Source organism: Streptomyces sp. NPDC088147, assembly GCF_044741565.1.
In the GTDB taxonomy this organism is placed as follows: domain Bacteria; phylum Actinomycetota; class Actinomycetes; order Streptomycetales; family Streptomycetaceae; genus Streptomyces.
In genome coordinates this window covers 113,499-135,121 of sequence record NZ_JBIUSY010000007.1, presented here as the reverse complement: position 1 = coordinate 135,121, position 21,623 = coordinate 113,499, and the positions used below count along the sequence as shown (strand labels likewise).

At 69.9% G+C, this 21,623-nt stretch carries 19 protein-coding genes; 7 read left to right on the top strand and 12 right to left on the bottom strand.

Annotation, left to right across the window (positions count from 1 at the left end):
• Window positions 1-194: 194 nt before the first annotated feature.
• Both ACIOGX_RS24160 and ACIOGX_RS24155 read left to right on the top strand, forming a co-directional pair.
• Window positions 195-332 carry a hypothetical protein gene (locus ACIOGX_RS24160; RefSeq protein ID WP_401916078.1) on the top strand — a complete coding sequence of 46 codons (138 nt, stop codon included), beginning with the start codon at window positions 195-197 and terminating at the stop codon, window positions 330-332.
• Between the two features lie 69 nt (window positions 333-401).
• Window positions 402-803: a hypothetical protein gene (locus ACIOGX_RS24155; RefSeq protein WP_401916076.1), complete on the top strand. Its 402-nt coding sequence runs from the start codon at window positions 402-404 to the stop codon at window positions 801-803.
• Window positions 804-855: 52 nt separating this feature from the next.
• Here ACIOGX_RS24155 and ACIOGX_RS24150 read toward each other — a convergent pair whose 3' ends face one another.
• Together ACIOGX_RS24150 and ACIOGX_RS24145 are read right to left on the bottom strand one after the other, a co-directional pair.
• On the bottom strand, window positions 856-1,173 hold the full coding sequence (locus ACIOGX_RS24150; protein WP_401916660.1) for a hypothetical protein: 318 nt from the start codon (window positions 1,171-1,173) through the stop codon (window positions 856-858).
• Window positions 1,119-2,066 (bottom strand): SPFH domain-containing protein, encoded by a 948-nt coding sequence (locus ACIOGX_RS24145; RefSeq protein WP_356514502.1) that lies wholly within the window; start codon window positions 2,064-2,066, stop codon window positions 1,119-1,121. Before ACIOGX_RS24145 ends, ACIOGX_RS24150 begins: the two co-directional genes overlap by 55 nt.
• Window positions 2,067-2,324: 258 nt before the next feature.
• Between ACIOGX_RS24145 and ACIOGX_RS24140 the strand changes: the two genes are divergently transcribed.
• Window positions 2,325-4,556, top strand: coding sequence for a transglycosylase domain-containing protein (locus tag ACIOGX_RS24140; RefSeq protein WP_401760787.1), 2,232 nt, complete (start codon window positions 2,325-2,327; stop codon window positions 4,554-4,556).
• A gap of 152 nt (window positions 4,557-4,708) precedes the next feature.
• Here ACIOGX_RS24140 and ACIOGX_RS24135 read toward each other — a convergent pair whose 3' ends face one another.
• The 5 genes from ACIOGX_RS24135 to ACIOGX_RS24115 all read right to left on the bottom strand — a co-directional run bounded on the left by ACIOGX_RS24135 (window position 4,709) and on the right by ACIOGX_RS24115 (window position 12,684).
• Entirely contained in the window at window positions 4,709-6,172 is a 1,464-nt protein-coding gene (locus ACIOGX_RS24135; protein ID WP_356514506.1) for a catalase, read from the bottom strand.
• A gap of 180 nt (window positions 6,173-6,352) precedes the next feature.
• Complete coding sequence (locus ACIOGX_RS24130; protein WP_356514508.1) at window positions 6,353-8,230, bottom strand: ATP-binding SpoIIE family protein phosphatase; 1,878 nt, start codon at window positions 8,228-8,230, stop codon at window positions 6,353-6,355.
• A 390-nt stretch (window positions 8,231-8,620) separates the two neighbouring features.
• On the bottom strand, window positions 8,621-9,295 hold the full coding sequence (locus tag ACIOGX_RS24125) for a DUF402 domain-containing protein (protein WP_356514510.1): 675 nt from the start codon (window positions 9,293-9,295) through the stop codon (window positions 8,621-8,623).
• Between the two features lie 64 nt (window positions 9,296-9,359).
• Window positions 9,360-10,757, bottom strand: coding sequence for a class II fumarate hydratase (locus ACIOGX_RS24120; RefSeq protein ID WP_401916070.1), 1,398 nt, complete (start codon window positions 10,755-10,757; stop codon window positions 9,360-9,362).
• A gap of 262 nt (window positions 10,758-11,019) precedes the next feature.
• Complete coding sequence (locus ACIOGX_RS24115; RefSeq protein ID WP_356514514.1) at window positions 11,020-12,684, bottom strand: fumarate hydratase; 1,665 nt, start codon at window positions 12,682-12,684, stop codon at window positions 11,020-11,022.
• Window positions 12,685-13,037: 353 nt separating this feature from the next.
• Here ACIOGX_RS24115 and ACIOGX_RS24110 point away from each other — a divergent pair, with 353 nt between their 5' ends.
• Both ACIOGX_RS24110 and ACIOGX_RS24105 read left to right on the top strand, forming a co-directional pair.
• On the top strand, window positions 13,038-13,736 hold the full coding sequence (locus tag ACIOGX_RS24110; RefSeq protein ID WP_129770558.1) for a DUF1707 domain-containing protein: 699 nt from the start codon (window positions 13,038-13,040) through the stop codon (window positions 13,734-13,736).
• A gap of 264 nt (window positions 13,737-14,000) precedes the next feature.
• Window positions 14,001-14,375, top strand: coding sequence for a WhiB family transcriptional regulator (locus tag ACIOGX_RS24105; RefSeq protein WP_129770557.1), 375 nt, complete (start codon window positions 14,001-14,003; stop codon window positions 14,373-14,375).
• Between the two features lie 107 nt (window positions 14,376-14,482).
• On the opposite strand, the gene glpX is transcribed toward ACIOGX_RS24105, so the two are convergent.
• Window positions 14,483-15,514, bottom strand: a complete 1,032-nt coding sequence (gene glpX, locus ACIOGX_RS24100) for a class II fructose-bisphosphatase (RefSeq protein ID WP_356514516.1) — start codon at window positions 15,512-15,514, stop codon at window positions 14,483-14,485.
• Between the two features lie 123 nt (window positions 15,515-15,637).
• Between glpX and ACIOGX_RS24095 the strand changes: the two genes are divergently transcribed.
• Entirely contained in the window at window positions 15,638-16,240 is a 603-nt protein-coding gene (locus ACIOGX_RS24095) for a DUF4245 domain-containing protein (RefSeq protein ID WP_401916065.1), read from the top strand.
• A 120-nt stretch (window positions 16,241-16,360) separates the two neighbouring features.
• Here the strand turns inward: ACIOGX_RS24095 and ACIOGX_RS24090 are convergent, their stop codons facing one another.
• From ACIOGX_RS24090 to ACIOGX_RS24075, 4 genes are all read right to left on the bottom strand, one after another.
• Complete coding sequence (locus ACIOGX_RS24090) at window positions 16,361-16,951, bottom strand: malonic semialdehyde reductase (protein WP_356514520.1); 591 nt, start codon at window positions 16,949-16,951, stop codon at window positions 16,361-16,363.
• A 304-nt stretch (window positions 16,952-17,255) separates the two neighbouring features.
• The gene (locus ACIOGX_RS24085) at window positions 17,256-17,504 is read right to left on the bottom strand and encodes an exodeoxyribonuclease VII small subunit (RefSeq protein ID WP_384764555.1); all 249 of its coding nucleotides are present in this window, start codon (window positions 17,502-17,504) and stop codon (window positions 17,256-17,258) included.
• A 92-nt stretch (window positions 17,505-17,596) separates the two neighbouring features.
• Window positions 17,597-18,805, bottom strand: a complete 1,209-nt coding sequence (gene xseA, locus ACIOGX_RS24080; RefSeq protein WP_401916061.1) for an exodeoxyribonuclease VII large subunit — start codon at window positions 18,803-18,805, stop codon at window positions 17,597-17,599.
• A gap of 115 nt (window positions 18,806-18,920) precedes the next feature.
• Entirely contained in the window at window positions 18,921-20,450 is a 1,530-nt protein-coding gene (locus tag ACIOGX_RS24075; RefSeq protein ID WP_401916058.1) for an APC family permease, read from the bottom strand.
• Window positions 20,451-20,558: 108 nt separating this feature from the next.
• Between ACIOGX_RS24075 and ACIOGX_RS24070 the strand changes: the two genes are divergently transcribed.
• Complete coding sequence (locus tag ACIOGX_RS24070; RefSeq protein ID WP_356514528.1) at window positions 20,559-21,587, top strand: 4-hydroxy-3-methylbut-2-enyl diphosphate reductase; 1,029 nt, start codon at window positions 20,559-20,561, stop codon at window positions 21,585-21,587.
• The last annotated feature ends 36 nt before the right edge of the window (window positions 21,588-21,623 follow it).

The following is a 21,623-nucleotide window of genomic DNA, read 5'->3' as shown; positions in this document are numbered from 1 at the left end:
TCATCGCGCTGTCCGCGCTTCTCGTGTTCGTTCTGACGATCGCCAGCGATCAGTTCGCCCCATGGACCCCCGTTTCCGGCCGGACTCCCGGCGAAGGAAAGGCCGGCCGGAACGGGTTCGGGCCACCACGGCCCAGCACTGCACCAATCGGGCGTCCGGACGGACCGGATGCCGACACGGCACAGGAGGTCACCATGCGACACCTCATTGACCTGGTCAAGTACGGCGGAGAGGAAAACGGCGGCAGCAGCGGAAGCGGCGGCGGCGACGACGGACAGGGCGGCAATCCTTCCGGCGGCTGTGGCGATGGCGACGGCTGCGGTCGCAGGTAACAGCACATCCTCAACGCGGCGGCCCCTTCTCCGGGCGGGGCCGCCCACTCCTGGCGGAGGAGAAAAGTGATGCCGCACCACCACGCGTACGTATGGCTCGGTCACGGCGACGTACTGGTCAAGCCGGGTGACGCGCATCGGCGCCCTGGACATCCCGAGTTCGCGTCGGCGCAGGTAATGCCGCTGGAAAGCGCGGACTGGCTACTCAAGAGCGTGTCCAGGATCGAGGCGACGTTCACTGAACCCCAAAAGGCGGCGGACTGGTACATGGAACAACTGGCACGACACGCCGAGACGTTCACCGGCAGCTACGCCCCCCTTGCTGCCTCCGACGAGATCGCCCGGCGCCTGGCGGCCCGCGCGGATATCGTCGGCGGTTGGTGGGCGACCGGCGGCCGATTCCTGTCCGTCAACCTGATCGCTTGCAGTCCGCACCGTGAACGCAGGGAGTACGTGTGCCCGGTTCGGTGACAGCGGGCCCACGTGGGCGCTGAAGATCGACGCCTTGACCAGGGCGTGTCGCTTAAACGGTCCGCCCGGTCGACGGTCCGTCCGGTGTCCCGTCCTCCGACTCCCTATCGGGCGGCCCCGGCTCCGCCGTCTTCCGAGGCCGGCCCCGGCGCGGGATGGGCGCCGCGTCGGTGGGCAGCCTGCCCGCCTCGCCCAGGGCCCGGCGGAGCAGGAACTCGATCTGCGCGTTCGCGCTGCGAAGTTCGTCGGACGCCCACCGTGCGAGGGCGTCGTACACCGCCGGGTCCAGTCGCAGGAGAACCTGCTTGCGTTCGGTCACTGGTAGAGCGTGCCCGTGTTCACGACCGGCTGGGCGGCCCGGTCCCCGCAGAGCACGACCAGCAGATTGCTCACCATCGCGGCCTTGCGCTCGGAGTCCAGCTCCACGATGTCCTGCTCGGTGAGGCGGGTGAGCGCCGCCTCGACCATGCCGACCGCGCCGTCCACGATCAGCCGGCGGGCCGCGACGACGGCGCCCGCCTGCTGGCGCTGGAGCATCGCCGAGGCGATCTCGGGCGCGTAGGCGAGATGCGTGAAGCGGGACTCGATGATGTGGACGCCGGCCGCCTCCACCCGCGCGTGCAGTTCGACGGCGAGCTTCTCGGTGATCTCCTCGGCGTTGCCGCGCAGCGAGAGACCGGCCTCCTCGTGGGCGTCGTACGGGTACTCGATGGCGATGTGCCGTACGGCCGCCTCGGTCTGCGTGGAGACGAACTCCAGGAAGTCGTCGACCTCGAACATCGCCTGCGCGGTGTCCTCGACCTTCCAGACGACGACCGCGGCCAGCTCGATGGGGTTGCCGTAGGCGTCGTTCACCTTGAGGACGGCCGTCTCGTGGTTCCGTACCCGCGTCGAGATCTTGGTGCGGGAGGTGAGCGGGTTCACCCAGCGCAGTCCGTCCGTACGGATCGTGCCGCGGTAACGGCCGAAGAGCTGGACGACCCGGGCCTCGCCCGGCGCCACCATGTTCAGTCCGCACATCGCGAAGAACGCGGCGATCCCGACGAGTACGCCGACCGTGATCAGCGCCGCCTTCAGCCCGGCCGAGCCGGCCATGCCCCCGAGGACGGAAAGGGCGACGCCGGCGACGAGACCGAGCAGTCCGAGCAGCAGGGCGAGCCCGCCGCCGATGCTGTGGGCGGGAGTCTCCCGGACCTGTGGTGCGGGCATCTCCGGTATGTCGTCCGAGGTGGTCGTGGCCGTAGGTGTGCTGGTGGAAGCCATGTTCTGTCCCCGTTGTCGGTTCACTGCCGCCGATGGGCGGTAGCTAGCATTGTGATTACACATTATGCCCCAACGCAACCCTCCGGCGCTCCCAGGAGTCGATTCAGGTGGGATAGGTGCTGATTGTCACGTCCCAAAAGACCTGATCGGTCGCCCTTTGTCACAGCGAGCGGTGTTAGCTTTCTGAGCTGATTCCGGTGGGTGAGCAGCTACGGGGAGTCCTGGCGGAGCGGACGAGAGAGCGGGGCGTGGACGGCGATGGGCCGAGCGGAAGTCAGAAGGGCGAGCCGGCACGGAGCGCGCCGCGCCGCCGGGCCGGGCGGCATACGCGGCTTCTTCACGCTGAGAAGACTGCTGGGTGCGTTCTTCGGGCTCTGTCTGCTCGCCATGGGCGGGCTGATCGTGCTCTACGTGCTGGTCCCCGTGCCGAGCGCCAACGCGCAGGCCGAGATGCAGAGCAACGTCTACAAGTACAGCGACGGCACGATCCTCACCCGCACCGGCGAGATCAACCGCGAGATCGTCGGCCTGGAGAAGATCCCCAAGGACGTCCAGCGCACCTTCGTCGCCGCCGAGAACAAGTCCTTCTACCAGGACTCCGGCGTCGACATCAAAGGCACGACCCGCGGCCTGATCAACACCCTCTCGGGCAAGGGCAAGCAGGGCGGCTCGACCATCACCCAGCAGTACGTCAAGAACTACTACCTGAACCAGGACCAGACGGTCACCCGCAAGCTCAAGGAGCTGGTGATCTCCCTGAAGGTGGACCGGAACACGAGCAAGAGCGACATACTCGCCGGGTACATCAACACCAGCTACTACGGCCGCGGCGCGTACGGCATCCAGGCCGCGGCCCAGGCGTACTACGGCATCGACGCCTCCGCGCTGAACGTCGCCCAGGGCGCGTATCTCGCCGCACTGCTCCAGGCCCCCAGCCAGTACGACTGGACGGCGGCCACCGCCACCGGCCGGAAGCTGGTCACCGAGCGCTGGAACTATGTCCTCGACAACATGGTCGAGCAGAAGTGGCTGGATTCCGCCACCCGCTCGGGGCTGACGTTCCCGGTGCCCCGGACGCCGAAGGCCGCCCCGGGGATGGAGGGCCAGGCCGGCTATCTCGTCGAGGCCGCCAACGACGAACTGGCCCGCCAGGGCGTCGACAAGGCGGAGATCGCCAAGGGCGGCTGGACGATCACCCTCAATATCGACAAGAAGCGGCAGAAGGAGCTTGCCCAGTCGGTCGACAAGCAGCTGGAGAGCAAGCTCGACCGCAAGGACAACACGACGGACGCGACGGTGCAGGCCGGCGCCACCTCCGTCGACCCGAAGACCGGCCGGGTGGTCGCTCTCTACGGCGGTACGGGCGCCACCGAGCACTGGATATCCAACGCCACCCGCACCGACTACCAGCCCGCCTCGACCTTCAAGCCGGTGGTGCTCGCCTCCGCGCTGGAGAACGGCGCCGAGACCCAGGACGGCCGGAAGATCGGCGTCAACACGCGGTACGACGGCACCAGCGAGCGGCCGGTCGAGGGCAGCGACACCCCGTACGCCCCGCAGAACGAGGACGACCGCGACTACGGCCGGGTCAGCGTCCAGACCGCGATGAACAAGTCCATCAACTCCGTCTTCGCGCAGATGGTCGTGGACGTCGGCCCGCCCGAGGTCAAGAAGACCGCCCTGGACCTCGGGATGCGGGACAAGGGCTTCCCCGAACGGCCCGCGATCACCCTCGGCACGATGAACGCCTCCACCTGGGACATGGCGGGTGTGTACGCGACGCTCGACAACCACGGCAGGAAGATCACGCCGACGATCGTGAAGGCCGCCGAGCACAAGGACCGTACGGTCGAGATCCCCGACCCGGTCGGGAAGCAGGTGATCAGCCGGGAGACGGCCGACACCGTCACCCATGTCCTCCAGGGTGTCGTCGACAACGGGTCGGGCTTCGAGGCCAACAGCTCCGCCTATGACGCGGCGGGCAAGACCGGTACCTCGGAGAACAACTGGTCCGCCTGGTTCTCCGGCTACACCCCGCAGCTCACCACGGTCGTCGCGCTGTTCGGCGAGTCCCCCAAGGAGGGCGGCGGGCAGGTCAGCCTGACCGGCACCGCCAACTCCGGCCGGGCCAACGGCGGCGGCTTCCCCGCCAGGATCTGGGCGGACTACACCCTGAGCGCGCTGAACGGCGGCTCCGACGCGAGGTTCGACCTGGACATCGCCGCGCCCGTGCGGGAGACGCCGTCGGCACCGGTGGCCCCGAGCAGCCCGGAACAGAGCCCGTCCCCGACGCTCTCGCAGTCGGAGTCACCGGAGCCCGGCCCGTCCGAGTCGGTGTCCAGCCCGCCACCCCCCTCCGAGTCGGCCGGGGACAGCTCACCGAGCACCGAGCCCGGTGGTGGGGAGAGCAGTCCGGGCGGCGATGAGTCGAGCGATGCCCCGCCGGGCGCGGACAGCCCCGCCGACGGTCCGGTGCCGGGCCGCCAGTGATCCGGGCCCGCCCGTGACGCGGTCTCGGCCGTAACCCGGGCCGGCTCGTAAATCGGCTCCGCCCGTGACCCGGGTCCGTAGCGCGCGGTCTCCCTGCGGACGCGGTCGCGGGACGCACTGATCAGCGTGCGTCCCGCGACCGCGTCCCCGCGTCAGCCGCCGTTCGCCTTCTTGGCGATTCGGTCGCCGATCACCTTGTCGATATTGCGCCAGTACTGGAGCGCCCGGTCCAGAACGGGACGGGACACCCCCTGCGCCAGATGTCCGGAGACATTCGACACCAGCCGGTCGCGCGCCGCGTCGTCCAGCACCTGACGGACCTGCGTGCCCGCCTGGCCCCAGTCGTCGTCCTCGCGGTGCAGCTTGTACGCCTCGCGCACCATCTCACCGGCCGCTGCCCAGCCCGCCGGGTCGCCGAACCGGTCCACGTCGGCCGCGGGGCCGCCGTACGAGTTCGGCGCGTACGGCCGCGCCGCGTTCGCCGCCTCGTACCGCATCGGACCGTCCTTGGCGTACGAATTCACCTGCGAGCGCGCCCTGTTGGGCGGCAGCTGGGCGTAGTTCGGGCCGATCCGGTAGCGGTGCGTGTCCGGGTACGAGAAGAGCCGGCCGAGCAGCATCTTGTCCGGGGACGGGCCGATGCCCGGCACCAGATTCGAGGGCTCGAAGGCGGCCTGCTCGATATGGATGAAGAAGTTGTCCGGATTCTTGTTGAGCGTCATCCGGCCGACATCGATCAGGGGGTAGTCGCCGTGCGGCCACACCTTGGTCAGATCGAACGGGTTGAAGCGGTAGTCGGCCGCGTCCTCGAACGGCATGATCTGGACCTTCAGGCTCCAGGTCGGCGCGTTCCCGGACTCGATCGACTCGTACAGATCACGGCGGTGGTGGTCACCGTCCGAGCCCGCCATCGCGTCCGCGTCGGCCTGGGTGAGATGGCCGATGCCCTGGTCGGTCTTGAAGTGGTACTTCACCCAGAACCGCTCACCGGCGCCGTTCACCCACATATAGGTGTGCGAGCTGTAGCCGTTCATATGCCGGAAGGACTTCGGGATGCCCCGGTCGCCCATCAGCCAGGTGACCATGTGCGCGGACTCGGGGGAGAGCGTCCAGAAGTCCCACTGCATGTCGTTGTTGCGCAGCCCGGTGGCCGGGTGGCGCTTCTGCGAGCGGATGAAGTCCTGGAACTTCATGGGGTCGCGTACGAAGAAGACCGGCGTGTTGTTGCCGACCATGTCGTAGTTGCCGTGTTCGGTGTAGAACTTCAGCGCGAAGCCGCGGGGGTCGCGCCAGGTGTCGGGCGAGCCCAGCTCGCCCGCGACCGTCGAGAACCGGGCCAGCATGTCGGTGCGCCTGCCCGGCTGGAAGAGATCGGCCTTGGTGAACTGGCTGACGTCATTGGTCACTTCGAAGAATCCGTACGCGCCCGCGCCCTTCGCGTGGACCACCCGCTCGGGGACCCGTTCCCGGTTGAACTGGGCCATTTTCTCGATGAGGTAGTGGTCCTGCATCAGGATCGGGCCGTCGGGGCTGATGGAGAGCGAGTGCTCGTCGCTCTCCACCGGAATGCCGGCGTTGTTCGTCGTGTAGGGAGTCTTGGGGGATGACGCGGTCACGAGCGGGCCTCCCGTCGATTGAGCCCGGGAGAACGGGGACCAGGAACCGGGAGTGATCCCAGGCCCTGTCCCGGGCTGGGACAGCGGTCACTACGGCCGCCTGCCCCAGCTAACCTCTACGACACCTCATTGGCAACATGTGCCCTTAGTGCATTTTGTCCACTATGTCCCCAGGTCTTCCTAGGCCCTCGTCGGGATCTCGAACCAGACCACCTTGCCGGTGGAGAGCCGGGTCGCACCCCAGCGCCGTGCCAGCCGGTTGACCAGGAACAACCCACGGCCGCCCTCGTCGGTGTCGCGGGCCCGCCGCTGCCGGGGCAGCTGCGGCGAATCGTCCCCGACCTCACAGCGCAGTACGTCCGTACGGAGCAGCCGCAGCGTCACGGGGCGCTCCGCGTACCGGACGGCGTTGGTCACGACCTCGCTGATCAGCAGCTCGACCGAGTCGCTCAGCTCCTCCAGGTCCCAGCGGGCCAGCGCCCGCCGGGCCAGCCGCCGGGCCCGGCCCGGAGCAGCGTCCTCCGGCTCCAGGAACCAGTACGCGACGTCACTGGGCGCGATCCCGTCGAAACGGGCGGCGAGCAGCGCGATGTCATCGTCCCGGTCGCCGGGGCCCAGGACATCGAGGACGTCGTCGCAGAGCGCCTCCAGCGGCGGCGAATGGTCGGGCCCTGTCAGCTGCGCGGTGGCCGCGAGCCGCTCCCGCAGCTGCTCGATCCCCGTCCACACGTCCCGCAGCCGGGACTCGACGAGCCCGTCGGTGTAGAGGAGCAGGGTCGCTCCCGCGGGCGCGTCCAGCTCGACGGCCTCGAAATCCACCCCGCCGACCCCGATCGGCGCCCCGGGCGGTACCCGCAGCACCTCCGCCCGGCCGCCCAGGTGCAGCAGTATGGGCGGCGGGTGACCGGCGTTGGCGATGGTGATCCGGTGCGAGACCGGGTCGTACACCGCGTAGAGGCAGGTCGCCATCCGGTCCGTGCCGAGCCGCTGGGCCTGCTCGTCCAGATGGTGCAGCACCTCCTGCGGCGGCAGATCGAGCCCGGCCAGGGTCTGCGCGGTCGTCCGCAGCTGGCCCATGATCGCCGCGGAGGTCATGGAGTGGCCCATGACATCACCGACGACCAGCGCGACCCTGCTGCCGGGCAGCGGGATCGCGTCGTACCAGTCGCCGCCGACCCGCGCGGTCTCGGCCGCCGGGAGATAGCGGGAGGCCAGCCGTACGCCGGTCGGCTGGGGCAGGTTCTCCGGCAGCATCGTGCGCTGGAGCTCATCGGCGATATACGCCTCGCGGCCGTACAGCACCGCCTTGTCGATGCCCAGCGCCGTATGGGTCGCCAGCTGCGCCGCGACGAGCAGATCGTTCGGCTCGAAGGCGGCGCGGTCCGGTCTGCGCAGGAAGACCGCGGCGCCGATGACCCGCCGCCGGCCGCGCAGCGGCGCGAGGATCGCGCGGTGTCCCGACGGTACGGTGCGGTCGGCGCCGAGCAGCTCGGGCAGCGCGGCGCGGGCCGCGGCCGAGTCGCCGAAGACCGGACGTACGCCCCGCAGCACCTCGGAGAGCGCGCCGCCGGAACGCACCTCGCACAGCTCGGCGGCCGGCATCACATCGGACTGCGGGTCGAGGATCGGCAGCCGCAGACCTTCGCTGATCTGGACCGGGATACCGCCGGTGCCCTCCGTGTCGTCGTCCGTCAGCCGCAGCCGGTCCGTACGCCGCAGCCGCAGCACGAACGGCGACACCGGGCGCTCGTCACCGACGGGCAGCGGATCGCGCAGATAGACCAGTATGGCGTCGGAGAACGTCGGTACGGTCGCCCGGCACAGCCCGAGCACGATCTCGTCCAGGTCTATGCCGCGCGCGATACGCCGGGTCGCGGCCCCCACGAAGCGCAGCCGGTCGCCCTCGCGCCGCGCCGTCGCGACGGGGTCCGGCGCCGGCGCCGGCACCACGGGCTGCGGCACGGCGGAGGCGCCGGCCTCCTGCCGCGGCCTGGTGCGTTCCTGCGACCGGGCAACCAGTGGCTGCCGGCCTTCGTGGGAGGGGGGATGCTCCGTCACGCGTGGGATTCCGTCCGTCCGGGCCGGGGGTGCGATGCGATCGTTCCGACAGGCGAAACTACCGCGCGGCAGGCGGCGTCGACAGGGCGGCAGCCCTTACGCACGGCTCCACCCCCTCGTAGTGGCTCACGGTCGTTGTTGTGCGGTCGTTGCGGGCGAACAGTGTCGAGTCGAATAGTGCCGAACAGTGTGACGTGTGGTGCCGTGCGCGATGTGACCAACGGTCAGCCGGCTTTCCGTACCGGCCCGTTGCCCCACACCGGTCTTCCGGAGGACGATCCTACGTTTCAACCCCGGGGGCGTATCAAGGATCTCACGAGGTCGTATGCGCCCGAGCGCGTTCCCGGACGTGAATCGGTCACGTCACCACGGTCGTACCTGCGGGCTCCCTCAGGGCGTCAGCCGCGCCGCCGTACGGTCCCAGTCCGCCGGCAGTTCGGGCACCGGCCAGTGCGGCTCGGGCCGCCAGTGCTCCCAGCCGTCGCGGTACGGGGCGCCCCACGCGTCGATCACCTCGACCGCCGCGCGTCCGGCCTCCCCGACCCGGCGCGCCTGCGCGGGTGTCATCAGACCGTCGTGCTGTGCCTGCGCGAACTCGTCCTCGTCGCGCCAGCGCCAACTGCGGTCCGGATACACGTCGATGTCGAGGAAGTGGTCCTCGGAGTCGATGCCCCCGGCCCAACGGGTGTGCGGCTCCTCCAGGTTGACGTACCAGTTCTGGAACCGCCAGCCGCGCTCCCACCACAGCCACACCGACCAGGGCTCGCCGGGTCTGGCCAGCTTCAGCACGCCCATCCCGTACCACCGGTCGCGCACCACCCTGCGCGGTTTGGTGTAGCGGGTGGCCAGCGGCTCGCGGTGGACGGGGGTGCCGTCCGCGAGGGCCGGCTTCACACACGGGGTGTCCGGCGCGAGCCAGGCCGCGAGCAGGTCGTCGGTGTCCTGCACGACCGTGACAGGACGGCAGATGTGCACGCGGTCCCCGGCGTTCTCCCGGTACCGCCACAGGATCTGTGTGCCGGGCGCCCAGTGCTGCCCGTTCGTCGCCCTCACCGTCGCTGTCATGCGCAGATCTTACGGACAGGACCGGGGCGGTGGTGTGCGGGGCGCCACGGCACACCTCACGTATTCACGGATGTGTCATGCGCAGGACATCCAGTGCCTCGTCGAGCTGTTCCAGGGTGAGATCCCCGCGCTCCACGTAGCCGCCCGCAAGCACCGTCTCGCGGATCGTCGTGTGCTCGGCGAGGGACCGCTTGGCGACCTTCGCGGCCTCCTCGTACCCGAGGTACCTGTTCAGCGGCGTGACCACGGACGGGGACGACTCGGCGTACTCGCGGGCCCGCTCCACATGGGCCGTGATGCCGTCGACCGTACGGTCCGCGAGCAGCCGGGAGACGTTCGTGAGCAGCCGTACGGACTCCAGGAGGTTCTTGGCGATCACCGGGAGCATCACGTTCAGCTCGAAGTTCCCGGCGGCGCCGGCCGTCGCGACCGTGGCGTCATTGCCCGTGACCTGCGCGGCGACCATCAGCACCGCCTCCGGGATCACGGGATTGACCTTGCCGGGCATGATCGAGGAGCCGGGCTGGAGATCGGGGAGGCTGATCTCGGCCAGACCGGTGCGCGGGCCCGAGGCCATCCAGCGCAGATCGTTGGCGATCTTGGTGAGGGAGACGGCGAGCGTACGCAGCTGGCCCGAGGTCTCCACGAGCCCGTCGCGGGCCCCCTGCGCCTCGAAGTGGTTACGGGCCTCCGTCAGCGGCAGCCCGGTCGCGCGCGCGATCTCCGCGATGACGGCCGCCGAGAAGCCGGGCGGTGTGTTGATGCCGGTGCCCACCGCCGTACCGCCGAGGGGAAGCTCGGCGAGCCGGGGCAGCGAGGCCGTCAGCCGCTCGCCCGCGTACCGGATCTGCGCGGCGTAGCCGCCGAACTCCTGGCCCAGGGTGACGGGCGTGGCGTCCATCAGATGCGTACGGCCCGACTTCACGACGTCCCGGAACTCCTCGGCCTTGCGCTCCAGGGAGGCGGCGAGATGGTCCAGCGCCGGCATCAGCCCGCCGGTGACGGCGGCGGTCGCGGCGATGTGGATGCTCGACGGGAAGACGTCGTTGGAGCTCTGCGAGGCGTTCACATGGTCGTTCGGGTGGACCTCACGGCCGAGACGCTCGGTGGCGAGCGTGGCGAGCACCTCGTTGGTGTTCATGTTCGAGGAGGTGCCGGAGCCCGTCTGGAAGACGTCCACCGGGAAGTGCTCGTCCCAGCGGCCGTCCGCGACCTCGGCCGCCGCGGCCTGGATGGCGTCCGCGATGTCCTTGTCGATCACTCCGAGCTCGGCATTGACCTTGGCCGCGGCGGACTTGACGCGGGCCAGGGCCTCGATATGGGCGCGTTCCAGCCGCTGTCCCGAGACGGGGAAGTTCTCCACCGCGCGCTGCGTCTGGGCACGCCACTTGGCGTGCGCGGGGACCCGTACCTCGCCCATGGAGTCGTGCTCGGTCCGGTACTGGTTCTCGTCGGTCGTCATCGTCGTCGTACCTCCTGCAAGGGTGAGCGTCCGGCTGATCCGATGTGTTCCCGCGGGACGTTCCCGCAGGGCGTTCCCCCGGGAGTGTGGTGGAGACGGGAACGCCCTCCCCGGAGGAAGGCCGGGGAGGGCGCGTCGAAGGGGCCGTGCGGGGCCCGGGGGTTGCCGGACGACGGGCAGCGGGCAGTGCGCGGCCGGCGGCGTCGGGCGGGACGGGGCGGGAGCGTCGGGCGGGACGGGTGCGTCAGGCGGGGCGGGAGCGTCAGACGAGACCGGGGCCGCGGACCGGGATGCTGGTGAACGTCGGGGCCGGGGCCGGCTCGGTGAAGAAGTCGTTCCCCTTGTCGTCCACGACGATGAACGCGGGGAAGTCCTCCACCTCGATCTTCCAGACCGCCTCCATGCCCAGCTCCTCGTACTCGACGACCTCGACCTTCTTGATGCAGTCCTGGGCGAGCCGGGCCGCCGGGCCGCCGATCGAGCCGAGGTAGAAGCCGCCGTGCGTGCCGCACGCGTCGGTGACCTGCTTCGAGCGGTTGCCCTTGGCGAGCATGACCTTCGAGCCGCCCGCCGCCTGGAACTGCTCCACGTACGAGTCCATCCGGCCGGCGGTCGTCGGGCCGAACGAGCCGGAGGCGTACCCCTCGGGCGTCTTCGCCGGGCCCGCGTAATACACCGGGTGGTCCTTCAGGTACTGCGGCATCTCCTCGCCCGCGTCGAGCCGCTCCTTGATCTTGGCGTGCGCGATGTCACGGGCCACCACGAGCGGGCCGGTGAGCGACAGCCGCGTCTTGACCGGATACTTCGTCAACTCGGCGAGGACATCGTCCATCGGACGGTTGAGATCGATCCGGACGACCTGTCCCTCATCGAGGTGCTCGTCGGTCGTCTCCGGGAGGAAGCGCGCCGGGTCCTTCTCCAGCTGCTCCAGGAAGACGCCCTCGGCGGTGATCTTCGCGACGGCCTGCCGGTCGGCCGAGCAGGAGACGGCGATCGCGACCGGCAGCGAGGCGCCGTGCCGCGGCAGCCGCACCACCCGTACGTCATGGCAGAAGTACTTGCCGCCGAACTGCGCGCCGATACCGATCTTCTGCGTCAGCTCGAAGACCTTCTCCTCCAGCTCCTTGTCACGGAAGCCGTGGCCGGTCGGGGAGCCCTCGGACGGCAGCTCGTCCAGGTAGTGCGCGGAGGCGTACTTCGCGGTCTTGAGCGCGAACTCGGCGGACGTACCGCCCACCACGATCGCCAGGTGGTACGGCGGGCACGCGGCCGTACCGAGCGAACGGATCTTCTCCTCCAGGAACTTCATCATGGAGGACTCGTTCAGGACCGCCTTGGTCTCCTGGTAGAGGAACGACTTGTTGGCGGAGCCGCCGCCCTTCGCCATGAAGAGGAACTTGTACGCGCCGCCGTCGGTCGCGTACAGCTCGATCTGCGCGGGCAGGTTCGAGCCGGTGTTCTTCTCCTCCCACATGGTGAGCGGAGCCATCTGCGAATAGCGCAGATTCAGCTTCGTGTACGCGTCGTAGATGCCGTGCGACAGGGCTTCCTCGTCGCCGCCGCTCGTCAGCACGTTCTGCCCGCGCTTGCCCATCACGATCGCCGTACCGGTGTCCTGGCACATGGGCAGGACGCCCGCGGCGGCGATATTCGCGTTCTTGAGGAGGTCGAGCGCCACGAACTTGTCGTTCGAGGACGCCTCGGGGTCGTCCACGATCCTGCGCAGCTGAGCGAGATGGGCCGGGCGCAGATAGTGCGAGATGTCGTGCATCGCCTCGGCGGCGAGCGTACGCAGCGCCTCCGGCTCGACCTTGAGGAACGTACGGCCGTCGGCCTCGAAGGTGGAGACACCTTCGGCGGTCACCAGCCGGTACGGCGTGGTGTCCTCTCCCAGCGGAAGCAGATCCGAGTACGCAAACTCCGGCATTACGGCCATTCCTCACTCGACAGACAGCGGCGTGGCCTCCATTGGCGACGCGACCTCCAGCGTAGGACGCGACACCGGCAGTGGTGCTGTGAGGTAAGGCTCAGTCGCGACGACACGCAGCCGCATGACGGTTCTGCCCCCAGGCCCTGTCGTCAAAGTCCCGCCTGCCCGGCGGCGCCCGGCACGCACGCTCGCGGCGTTGTCGGGATCACCCCAGTACGTCCAGTACTGGGGTGACCCTCCGTCTTGCGATCGCACGCACCGGACGCCGCCGGGCCCGCCCTCCGGGCGGACGGCGCCACTTTGAAGACAGGGCCTAGTCGCGATCTATCGCGTTTCGCTACCCTGGGTCCGTGGACCTCGAAAAGCACCCTCAGAAGCCGGTCGCGCAGAAGCCGGTCGCGTCGGCGGAGCCGCCGGCCATCCGGGCCTCCGACGCCGACCGTGACCGGATCGCGGACATCCTTCGGGAGGCCCTCGCCGAGGGCCGGCTGGACGCCGAGGAGCACGCCGAGCGGATCGACTCCGTCTACCGGGCCAAGACCGTCGCCGAACTGGAGCCGCTGGTACGCGACTTGCCGGTCACCGGAGCCGACGGCCGCCGGCCCGCGCCGGGCGAGTCCGTGTCGGGCTCGTACGGATACGGTCCGGAGGACCCCACGGCACCCGCCGAGAACCTCGTCGCGATCTTCAGCAGCTCGACCCGCAGGGGCCGCTGGCGTATCGGCCGCAAGACCAACGCCTTCTCGCTCTTCGGCAATATCGAGATCGACCTGACCGAGGCGCTCTTCGGGCAGCGGACCACCGTGATCAACGCGACGTCCATTTTCGGCAATGTCGAGATCACCGTCCCCGAGAACATCTCGCTGCGCGGCAACGGCACCGGAATCTTCGGCAACTTCGAGGTGGTCACGCTGGAGGCCGAGGAGCGGGACGCGCCGACGGTGATCGTGAACGGCTACTCGGTGTTCGGCAATGTCGAGGCCAAGCCGAAGCGCGGCAAGTTCATCGCCGATCTCCGCAATCAGCTCCGGAAGCACTTCGGTCACTGACGCGTCCGGCTCGTGCGGCCCCGTCCGGCTCGTCCGGCTCGTCCGGCTCGTCCGCTCGTGTGTCTGGCGTGACTCGTGCGGCTTGTTCCGCTCGTCCGGCTCGGCCGCTTCTGGTCGAAGACGTCCCGTCGCGGGGGCGTGTCCGGAATGCCGTACCGCGTTCCGAACTCCGAACTGGCTGCCACTCAGTGCATAGGCGTGCGTACAGCGGGTAGGGAAAGCTTCATCGTCTCTCGCTCGCGAAGCCGTCGTCAGGAGTAGACCGTGCTGCAACTGCCGCATCAGCCCCTGCAGGTCGCCGCCGTACCGCCCCAGCGGAGTCCCGCTCGGGAGGATCAGGCCGGGCCCTGGCATTCGGAGGCGGTGTGCCGCCGGGACGAAGCCGGATTGTTCTTCGCCCCTTCCAAGGAGCCGACAGCCGCGAGGCTGGCGCGGGAGGAGGCCGCGAAGCGGGTCTGTGCCCGCTGTCCGGTCATGGTCGACTGCCGGGAGCATGCCCTGCTCCAGCCCGAGCCGTACGGCGTGTGGGGCGGCCTGACCGCTGCCGAGCGCCGGGTGGTGCTGGCCCGCCGCCGGCGGCGCGAGGTGGAGCTGCGGAAGGCCGCCGCGGCGGGCGACCGCATCGCCGCCGCCGGTTGAAGCGTGGCGGTACGTATACGGAGGTACGTATACGGCGGTACGTATATGGAGGGGGCGCCCCGCCGCACAGCTGGGGCAGCCCCCTCCGTATACGTCACGCGCGGTGACTACTTGGCGCGGTCGAAGTCGATCGTGCTGTAGGCGCGGAGCTTCGAGAGCCGATGGGTCGAGTCGATCTGCCGGATCGTGCCCGACTTCGAGCGCATGACCAGGGACTGGGTGGTCGCGGTCTCCGAGCGGTAGCGCACCCCGCGCAGCAGCTCGCCGTCCGTGATGCCCGTGGCGACGAAGAAGACATTGTCGCCACTGACCAGATCGTCCGTGGACAGGACGCGGTCCAGATCGTGCCCGGCGTCGATCGCGTGCTGCCGCTCGGCCTCGTCCTTGGGCCACAACTTGCCCTGGATGACGCCGCCGAGGCACTTTATGGCGCAGGCCGAGATGATGCCCTCGGGGGTGCCGCCGATGCCCATCAGCAGATCGATGCCCGTGCCTTCGCGCGCGGCCATGATCGAACCGGCCACATCGCCGTCGGAGATGAACTTGATCCGCGCGCCCGTCTCCCTGATCTCCTTGACGATGCCCTCGTGGCGGGGGCGGTCGAGGATGACGACGGTGACATCGTCGGGCGTCGAGTGCTTGGCCTTGGCGACCCGGCGGATGTTGACCGCGACGGGCGCGTTGATGTCGACGAAGTCGGCCGCCTCGGGGCCGGTGACCAGCTTGTCCATGTAGAAGACCGCGGACGGGTCGAACATGGCACCGCGGTCCGCGGCGGCCAGGACGGCGATCGCGTTCGGCATGCCCTTGGCGTTCAGGGTGGTGCCGTCGATGGGGTCCACGGCGATGTCGACCTCGGCGCCGGTGCCGTCGCCGACATGCTCCCCGTTGAACAGCATCGGGGCTTCGTCCTTCTCGCCCTCGCCGATGACGACGACGCCGTTCATCGAGACGGTGGAGACGAGCGTGCGCATGGCGTTCACCGCGGCGCCGTCCGCGCCGTTCTTGTCACCGCGCCCGACCCACCGGCCGGCCGCCATGGCGGCCGCTTCGGTGACCCGGACCAGCTCCAGGGCGAGGTTGCGGTCGGGTGCCTCGGGAGACACCTCAAGCGGATGAGGTAGTTGATGTTCGGTCATCGGAGCGCACCTTTCTGTACGGCGACGGCCGGAAAAGAGGGTGATCCGACTCTATCCGTACATCGACAAATTGAGCAGAGGGCCCCACGGATGAGCGCCACGCCGTGATGCGACGATGGTGCGGTGGCGAGCAAGCGAGGCAAACAGACGGTGCGGGACCTGTTCCTGTCGATGGCGGTCATCGGACTCGTCGTCGCGGGGATCTATGTGTTCATCCCGCACGACGAGAAGGGCATCCCGGTCAAGGCGGTCGACTACCGGGTCGAGCTGCTGACCGCGCGGCGCGCGGCGCCGTACCCGGTGCTGGCGCCGGCGGGCCTGGCGGAGACGTGGAAGCCGACGTCCGTCTCGTACAAGCGGGAGAGCGGCAACGCCTGGCACCTCGGCTACCTGGCCCCGGACGGCGAGTACGTCGCGGTCGAGCAGTCGACGAGCGCCCCGGAGAAGTACGCCGCGGAGGTCAGCCAGCAGGCCGCGGACACGGGCCGGACGCAGCAGGTGGCGGGCGAGACGTGGCAGCGCTGGGAGGGGCCGAAGTACGACGCCCTGGTCCGGACGGAGGGGGACGTGACGACCGTGGTGACGGGTACGGCGTCCTATGAACGGCTGGCGGAGATGGCCGCCGCGCTGGAGGCCGAGAAGCCGGAGGCCGGGAAGCCCGACGCCGGAAAGCCTGACGCCGAGAAGCCTGACGCTGAGAAGCCGGCGGAGCCGGGGAAGGCCTGAGGCCGGGAAATCCGGCGTCGGGGATCCGCCCGTCGTAAGTCCGGCGTCGGAGAGTCCTGATGGGCGAGGCCGCTGTCCTGTACGCGATGTACGGGACAGCGGCCTCGTCGTCTGCCGGGCTCAGACGGTGGTGATGGCCTCGTCGAAGGAGAGCCGCGGGGAGCGCGGGTACCAGGCGTTCTCGCCGGGCTTGCCGATGTTGACGATCACCAGCGGGGTGTGGTCGCCGTCCAGGAACTCCTTCTGGACACCGGCGGCGTCGAAGCCGGTCATGGGGCCGGCGGCGAGGCCGGCGGCGCGGATGCCGACGATGAAGTAGCCGGCCTGGAGGGCGGCGTTCAGCGAGGCGGACTGCTCACGGGCCGGGCGCTCGCTGAAGAACGCGTCCTTGGCCTGCGGGAAGGCGGGGAAGAGCTGGGGGAGTTCCTCGTGGAACTCGTTGTCGGCGGCCAGGATCGCGACCAGCGGCGCGGTGGCGGTCTTGGCCTGGTTGCCCTCGGCCATGTGCGGCACGAGACGCTCGCGGGCCTCGGCGGAGCGGACCAGGACGACGCGCAGCGGCGACTGGTTGAAGGCGGTGGGGCCGTACTTGACCAGGTCGTAGATGGCCTGTACCTGCTCCTCGGTCACCGGCTCGTCGGAGAACGTATTGGCCGTACGTGCCTCACGGAAGAGGAGGTCCTGAGCGGCGGGGTCGAGAACAAGGGACATGGAAATACCTTCCGGGGGGCGCGTTGGATCAAGCAAACAACTTCACCGTACAACCGGATGTGTGAACCTTCAACTAAAGCCGGATCGTGGTGACCCGACTCACAGCCCCTCAGCAGCATCGGGAGTGTCAGAAGCCCCAGAGGCCACGAAGGCCCTAGAAGCCCCAGAGGCCACGGAGCCCCAGAGTCCGCGGAGGCCCAGAGTCCGCGGAGGCCCCAGAGGCCCGGAGCCCCCGAGGATCCGGAGCACCCAGAGGCCCGGAGCCTCCAGAGCCCCGGCAGTCCCGGCAGCCCCGCACGTCAGGTCACCGCGCTTCGGCGCCGCCGCTGCCGTCCTGTTGTTCCGCCGACTCGTCCGCCAGGGACGCGTCCAGCCGCGCCCTGGCACCCTCCAGCCAGCGGCGGCACACCTTCGCCAGCTCCTCGCCCCGCTCCCACAGCGCCAGCGAGTCCTCCAGGGACGTACCGCCGGCCTCCAGCCGCCGTACGACCTCGATCAGCTCGTCCCGCGCCTGCTCGTAACCGAGCGTCGTGCCCTCGTCCGTCCTGGCCATGTGATCCACCCTAGTTACGCGCGCGTGCGCGCGGTCCGACTACGTCTCTGTCAGCGATCACGTCAGCGATCACGCAACGATCCTGTCCGGGCTCACTCGGCGACCCGCACCGTGAACTCACCCTCCGCCACCCTGGCCCGCAGCTCCTCGGCCGCGGTGACCTCCTCCGGGGAACGGACGACCGTCCCGTCCGGCCGCTGGAGCACCGCGTACCCGCGCTCCAGCGTCGCCGCAGGGGACAGCGCGACCACCCGGGCCCGGGTGTGCGACAGCTCCGAGTCCGCGCGGTCCAGCAGATGCCGCAGCACCCGCCGGCTCCGGTCGGTGAGCGCGTCCACCTCGGCCGCGCGCTCGTCCACCATCCGGTGCGGCCTCTCCATCACGGGCCTCGCCAGCGCGTGGGCGAGACCGCGCTCCTCCCGGTCGAGCAGCCCCCGTACCGTCCGCAGCGCCCGGTCCCGCAGGGCCTGTACGCGGTCCTGCTCCTCCCCGACGTCCGGCACGATCCGCTTCGCGGCGTCGGTCGGCGTCGAGGCCCGTACGTCCGCCACCAGGTCGAGCAGCGGCGCGTCCGGCTCATGGCCGATCGCGGAGACCACGGGCGTACGGCACGCGGCCACCGCCCGGACCAGCTGCTCGTCCGAGAACGGCAGCAGGTCCTCCACGCTGCCGCCGCCGCGCGCCACGACGATCACATCCACCTCCGGCAGCGCGTCCAGCTCCTTGACCGCCTGGACGACCTGCGCGACCGCGTTGACCCCCTGCACCGCGGTGTTGCGGACCTCGAAGCGCACCGCGGGCCACCGCCGCCGTGCGTTCTCCAGCACATCGCGCTCGGCCGCCGAGGCCCGCCCGCACACCAGCCCGATCAGCTGCGGCAGGAAGGGCAGTTGCTTCTTGCGGTCGGCGGCGAACAGCCCCTCGGCGGCCAGGGACTTCCTCAACCGCTCCAGCCGGACGAGCAGTTCACCGATCCCGACGGGCCGTATCTCCGTGGCCCGCAGCGACAGCTGCCCGCGCGGCGCGTACCACTCGGGCTTGGCCTGCACCACGACCCGCGCGCCCTCGGAGACCACATCGGCGATCGCGTCGAAGACCTGCCGGTAGCAGGTCACGCTCACCGAGATGTCGTACGACGGGTCGCGCAGCGTCAGGAAGACGACGCCCGCCCCCGGCCTGCGCGAGAGCTGGGTGATCTGTCCCTCGACCCAGACGGCGCCGAGCCGGTCGATCCACCCGCCGATGAGCCGCGACACCTCGCCGACGGGCAGCGGTGCGTCCGCGGATGTATTGAGAGCCATACAGGGGAGCGTATCGGCCGCCTGTGACATCGCTCCGAAAACGGCATTACGGGCACAAGCTCGCCGCTACGGCCTTCCGGCCCACACAGCCTCCGGCCCGCGGGCCCGGCCCCGGCTACGGCTTGTCGACGAGTGAGGCCGGCCGGCCGCGCCCCCGCTGCACCAGCAGCACCACGAGCCCCACGGCCAGCCAGATCGCGCCCGCCAGCCGCGCCGAACCCGCCGCCTCCACGATCACCGCGATCAGGATCGCCGCGCCGATCACGGGCAGCACCACGTGGACGAACCAGCGCACCGGCCCTTCCCGGCGCCGTACCGCGAACCACCCCACCACCGACGCGTGCAGCAGCACGAACGCCGTCAGCGCCCCGATGTCCACCACCGAGACCAGCCGGTCGAGCCCGTCGGGACGCCGGGCCGCCCACACGGCCGCCAGCAGCGTCACCACCGCGGCCAGCAGCAGCGCCACCCGGGGCACGCCCGAGTCCGTACGGGAGAGTACGCGCGGCAGCCGGCGCTGGCGGCCCATGGCGAAGAGCAGCCGTCCGGCCGCCGCCTGCGCGGCCAGCGCCGCGAACGCCGCGCCGATCGCCTTGCTGACCGCCACCAGATCGTGCAGCCAGGCGCCGACCGACGTGTCCACCGCGTCATAGAAAGCGGAGCCCTGCGCGGCCGGATCCGCGGCCAGCTCCGCCGAGGACATCGGTTCGAGCAGCGCCACCAGATAGGTCTGCGCGATGAACAGCGCGCCCGCGAGCACCAGACAGAACAGCACGGCGCGCGCCACCTGCCGCGAGCCGCCCGTCACCTCTTCCGCGAACGACGCGATCGCGTCGAAGCCCAGATAGGACAGCACGGCCACCGACACCCCGCCGAGTACGGCGGCCAGGGAGAAGCCCACGTCGCTCGTGAACGGGGTGGACCAGCCGCGTGTCCCGCCGTCCTGCGCGAGCACCGCGACGGCCGACACCACGAACACCAGCAGGACGACGATCTCCATGGCGAGCACGGCCATCCCGACCCGGGCCGCCGCCCGTACCCCCCAGAGGTTGAGCAGGGTGGTGATCACGACGGCGATCGTGGTCCACACCCAGCGGTCCACGGACGGAACCAGCGCCTCCATGGCGATCCCGGCGAAGAGATAGGCGACCGCGGGGATCAGCAGGTAGTCGAGCATCGCCATCCAGCCGGCGATGAACCCGGCCCCCTCTCCGAGCCCCTTGCGCGCGTACGCGAAGACGGAGCCGGCCTGCGGGGCGACTCGCACCATCTGCGCGTAACTGAAGGCGGTGAACGCCATCGCGACGGTCGCCACGACGTAGACGAGGGCCACGGCGCCGTGGGACTTGGCGTCGAGGGTGCCGAAGACTCCGACGGGCGCCATGGGGGCGATGAAGAGGAGCCCGTAGACGACGAGGTCGCGGAAGCCCAGCGTCCGCCGCAGTCCGCCGTCACCGGGCTGCCGGATCGCCGCCCCCGGCCGGGCGCCCGGCCGGCCATCTGACGTCCCTTCCGACGCTGCCCCTGACGGTTCTCCCGACGCCCCTCCCGGCGTCCCTTCCGACGCTCCTCCCGACGTCCCTCCCGACGTCCCTCCCGGCGGTCCTTCTGACGGCCCGTCCGTACCGGTGCCGGTCTCGGCCATCGCGTCCCTCCGTCGATCGCGTAGGCCCAGTCTCGGGCCGCCGCCCGCCGTTCCGCCTCTTGTGGACGGCCTTACGAGCCCCTTGTGGGCGGCCTTACGATGGGAGACATGACTGCACCGTCCCGCCCGTCGCCCGCCGCCACCCCTAGTGGAGACGCCGCGCGCCGCGCCGGCAAACGCGTCCTGCTCGCCGCACCTCGTGGTTACTGCGCCGGTGTCGACCGCGCCGTGATCGCCGTGGAGAAAGCCCTGGAACAGTACGGGGCGCCGATCTATGTCCGTCACGAGATCGTCCACAACAAGTACGTCGTCAAGACCCTGGAGAAGAAGGGCGCGATCTTCGTCGAGGAGACGGCGGAGGTCCCCGAGGGCTCGATCGTCATGTTCTCGGCCCACGGCGTCGCGCCCGTCGTCCACCAGGAGGCGGCGGACCGCAGGCTCGCCACCATCGACGCGACCTGCCCGCTGGTCACCAAGGTGCACAAGGAAGCCGTCCGGTTCGCGGACGAGGACTACGACATCCTGCTCATCGGCCACGACGGCCACGAAGAGGTCATCGGTACGTCGGGCGAGGCCCCGGACCACATCACGCTGGTCGACGGCCCCGACGATGTCGCCAACGTCGAGGTGCGCGACGAGTCGAAGGTCGTCTGGCTCTCACAGACCACCCTCTCCGTGGACGAGACGATGGAGACGGTCGGCGCGCTCAAGGAGAAGTTCCCGCAGCTGATCTCGCCGCCGAGCGACGACATCTGCTACGCCACGCAGAACCGCCAGATCGCGGTCAAGCAGATGGGCGCCGACGCCGATCTCGTGATCGTCGTCGGCTCCAAGAACTCCTCCAACTCGGTCCGGCTGGTCGAGGTCGCCCTCGGCGCCGGCGCGGGCGCCTCCCATCTGGTGGACGGCGCCGACGAGATCGACGAGGCATGGCTCGACGGCGTTTCCACGGTCGGTGTCACCTCGGGCGCGTCCGTCCCGGAGATCCTGGTCGAAGGCGTGCTGGAGTGGCTCGCGCAGCGCGGCTTCGAGGATGTCGAGATCGTCAAGGCGGCCGAGGAGTCGATCACGTTCTCGCTGCCGAAGGAGCTGCGCCGCGACCTGCGGGCCGAGGCGGCGGCGCTCTCGGAGAAGTAGGGGCCGGACGGTACTTGGTACGTGGACATGACCAAT

Bases quoted from the DNA above. Each gene is read 5' to 3' on its own strand.
- ACIOGX_RS24160 (WP_401916078.1), top strand. From the start codon at position 195: ATGCGACACCTCATTGACCTGGTCAAGTACGGCGGAGAGGAAAACGGC.
- ACIOGX_RS24155 (WP_401916076.1), top strand. From the start codon at position 402: ATGCCGCACCACCACGCGTACGTATGGCTCGGTCACGGCGACGTACTG.
- ACIOGX_RS24145 (WP_356514502.1), bottom strand. From the start codon at position 2,066: ATGGCTTCCACCAGCACACCTACGGCCACGACCACCTCGGACGACATA.
- ACIOGX_RS24140 (WP_401760787.1), top strand. From the start codon at position 2,325: ATGGGCCGAGCGGAAGTCAGAAGGGCGAGCCGGCACGGAGCGCGCCGC.
- ACIOGX_RS24125 (WP_356514510.1), bottom strand. From the start codon at position 9,295: ATGACAGCGACGGTGAGGGCGACGAACGGGCAGCACTGGGCGCCCGGC.
- ACIOGX_RS24120 (WP_401916070.1), bottom strand. From the start codon at position 10,757: ATGACGACCGACGAGAACCAGTACCGGACCGAGCACGACTCCATGGGC.
- ACIOGX_RS24115 (WP_356514514.1), bottom strand. From the start codon at position 12,684: ATGCCGGAGTTTGCGTACTCGGATCTGCTTCCGCTGGGAGAGGACACC.
- glpX (WP_356514516.1), bottom strand. From the start codon at position 15,514: ATGACCGAACATCAACTACCTCATCCGCTTGAGGTGTCTCCCGAGGCA.
- ACIOGX_RS24090 (WP_356514520.1), bottom strand. From the start codon at position 16,951: ATGTCCCTTGTTCTCGACCCCGCCGCTCAGGACCTCCTCTTCCGTGAG.
- ACIOGX_RS24085 (WP_384764555.1), bottom strand. From the start codon at position 17,504: ATGGCCAGGACGGACGAGGGCACGACGCTCGGTTACGAGCAGGCGCGG.
- xseA (WP_401916061.1), bottom strand. From the start codon at position 18,805: ATGGCTCTCAATACATCCGCGGACGCACCGCTGCCCGTCGGCGAGGTG.
- ACIOGX_RS24075 (WP_401916058.1), bottom strand. From the start codon at position 20,450: ATGGCCGAGACCGGCACCGGTACGGACGGGCCGTCAGAAGGACCGCCG.
- ACIOGX_RS24070 (WP_356514528.1), top strand. From the start codon at position 20,559: ATGACTGCACCGTCCCGCCCGTCGCCCGCCGCCACCCCTAGTGGAGAC.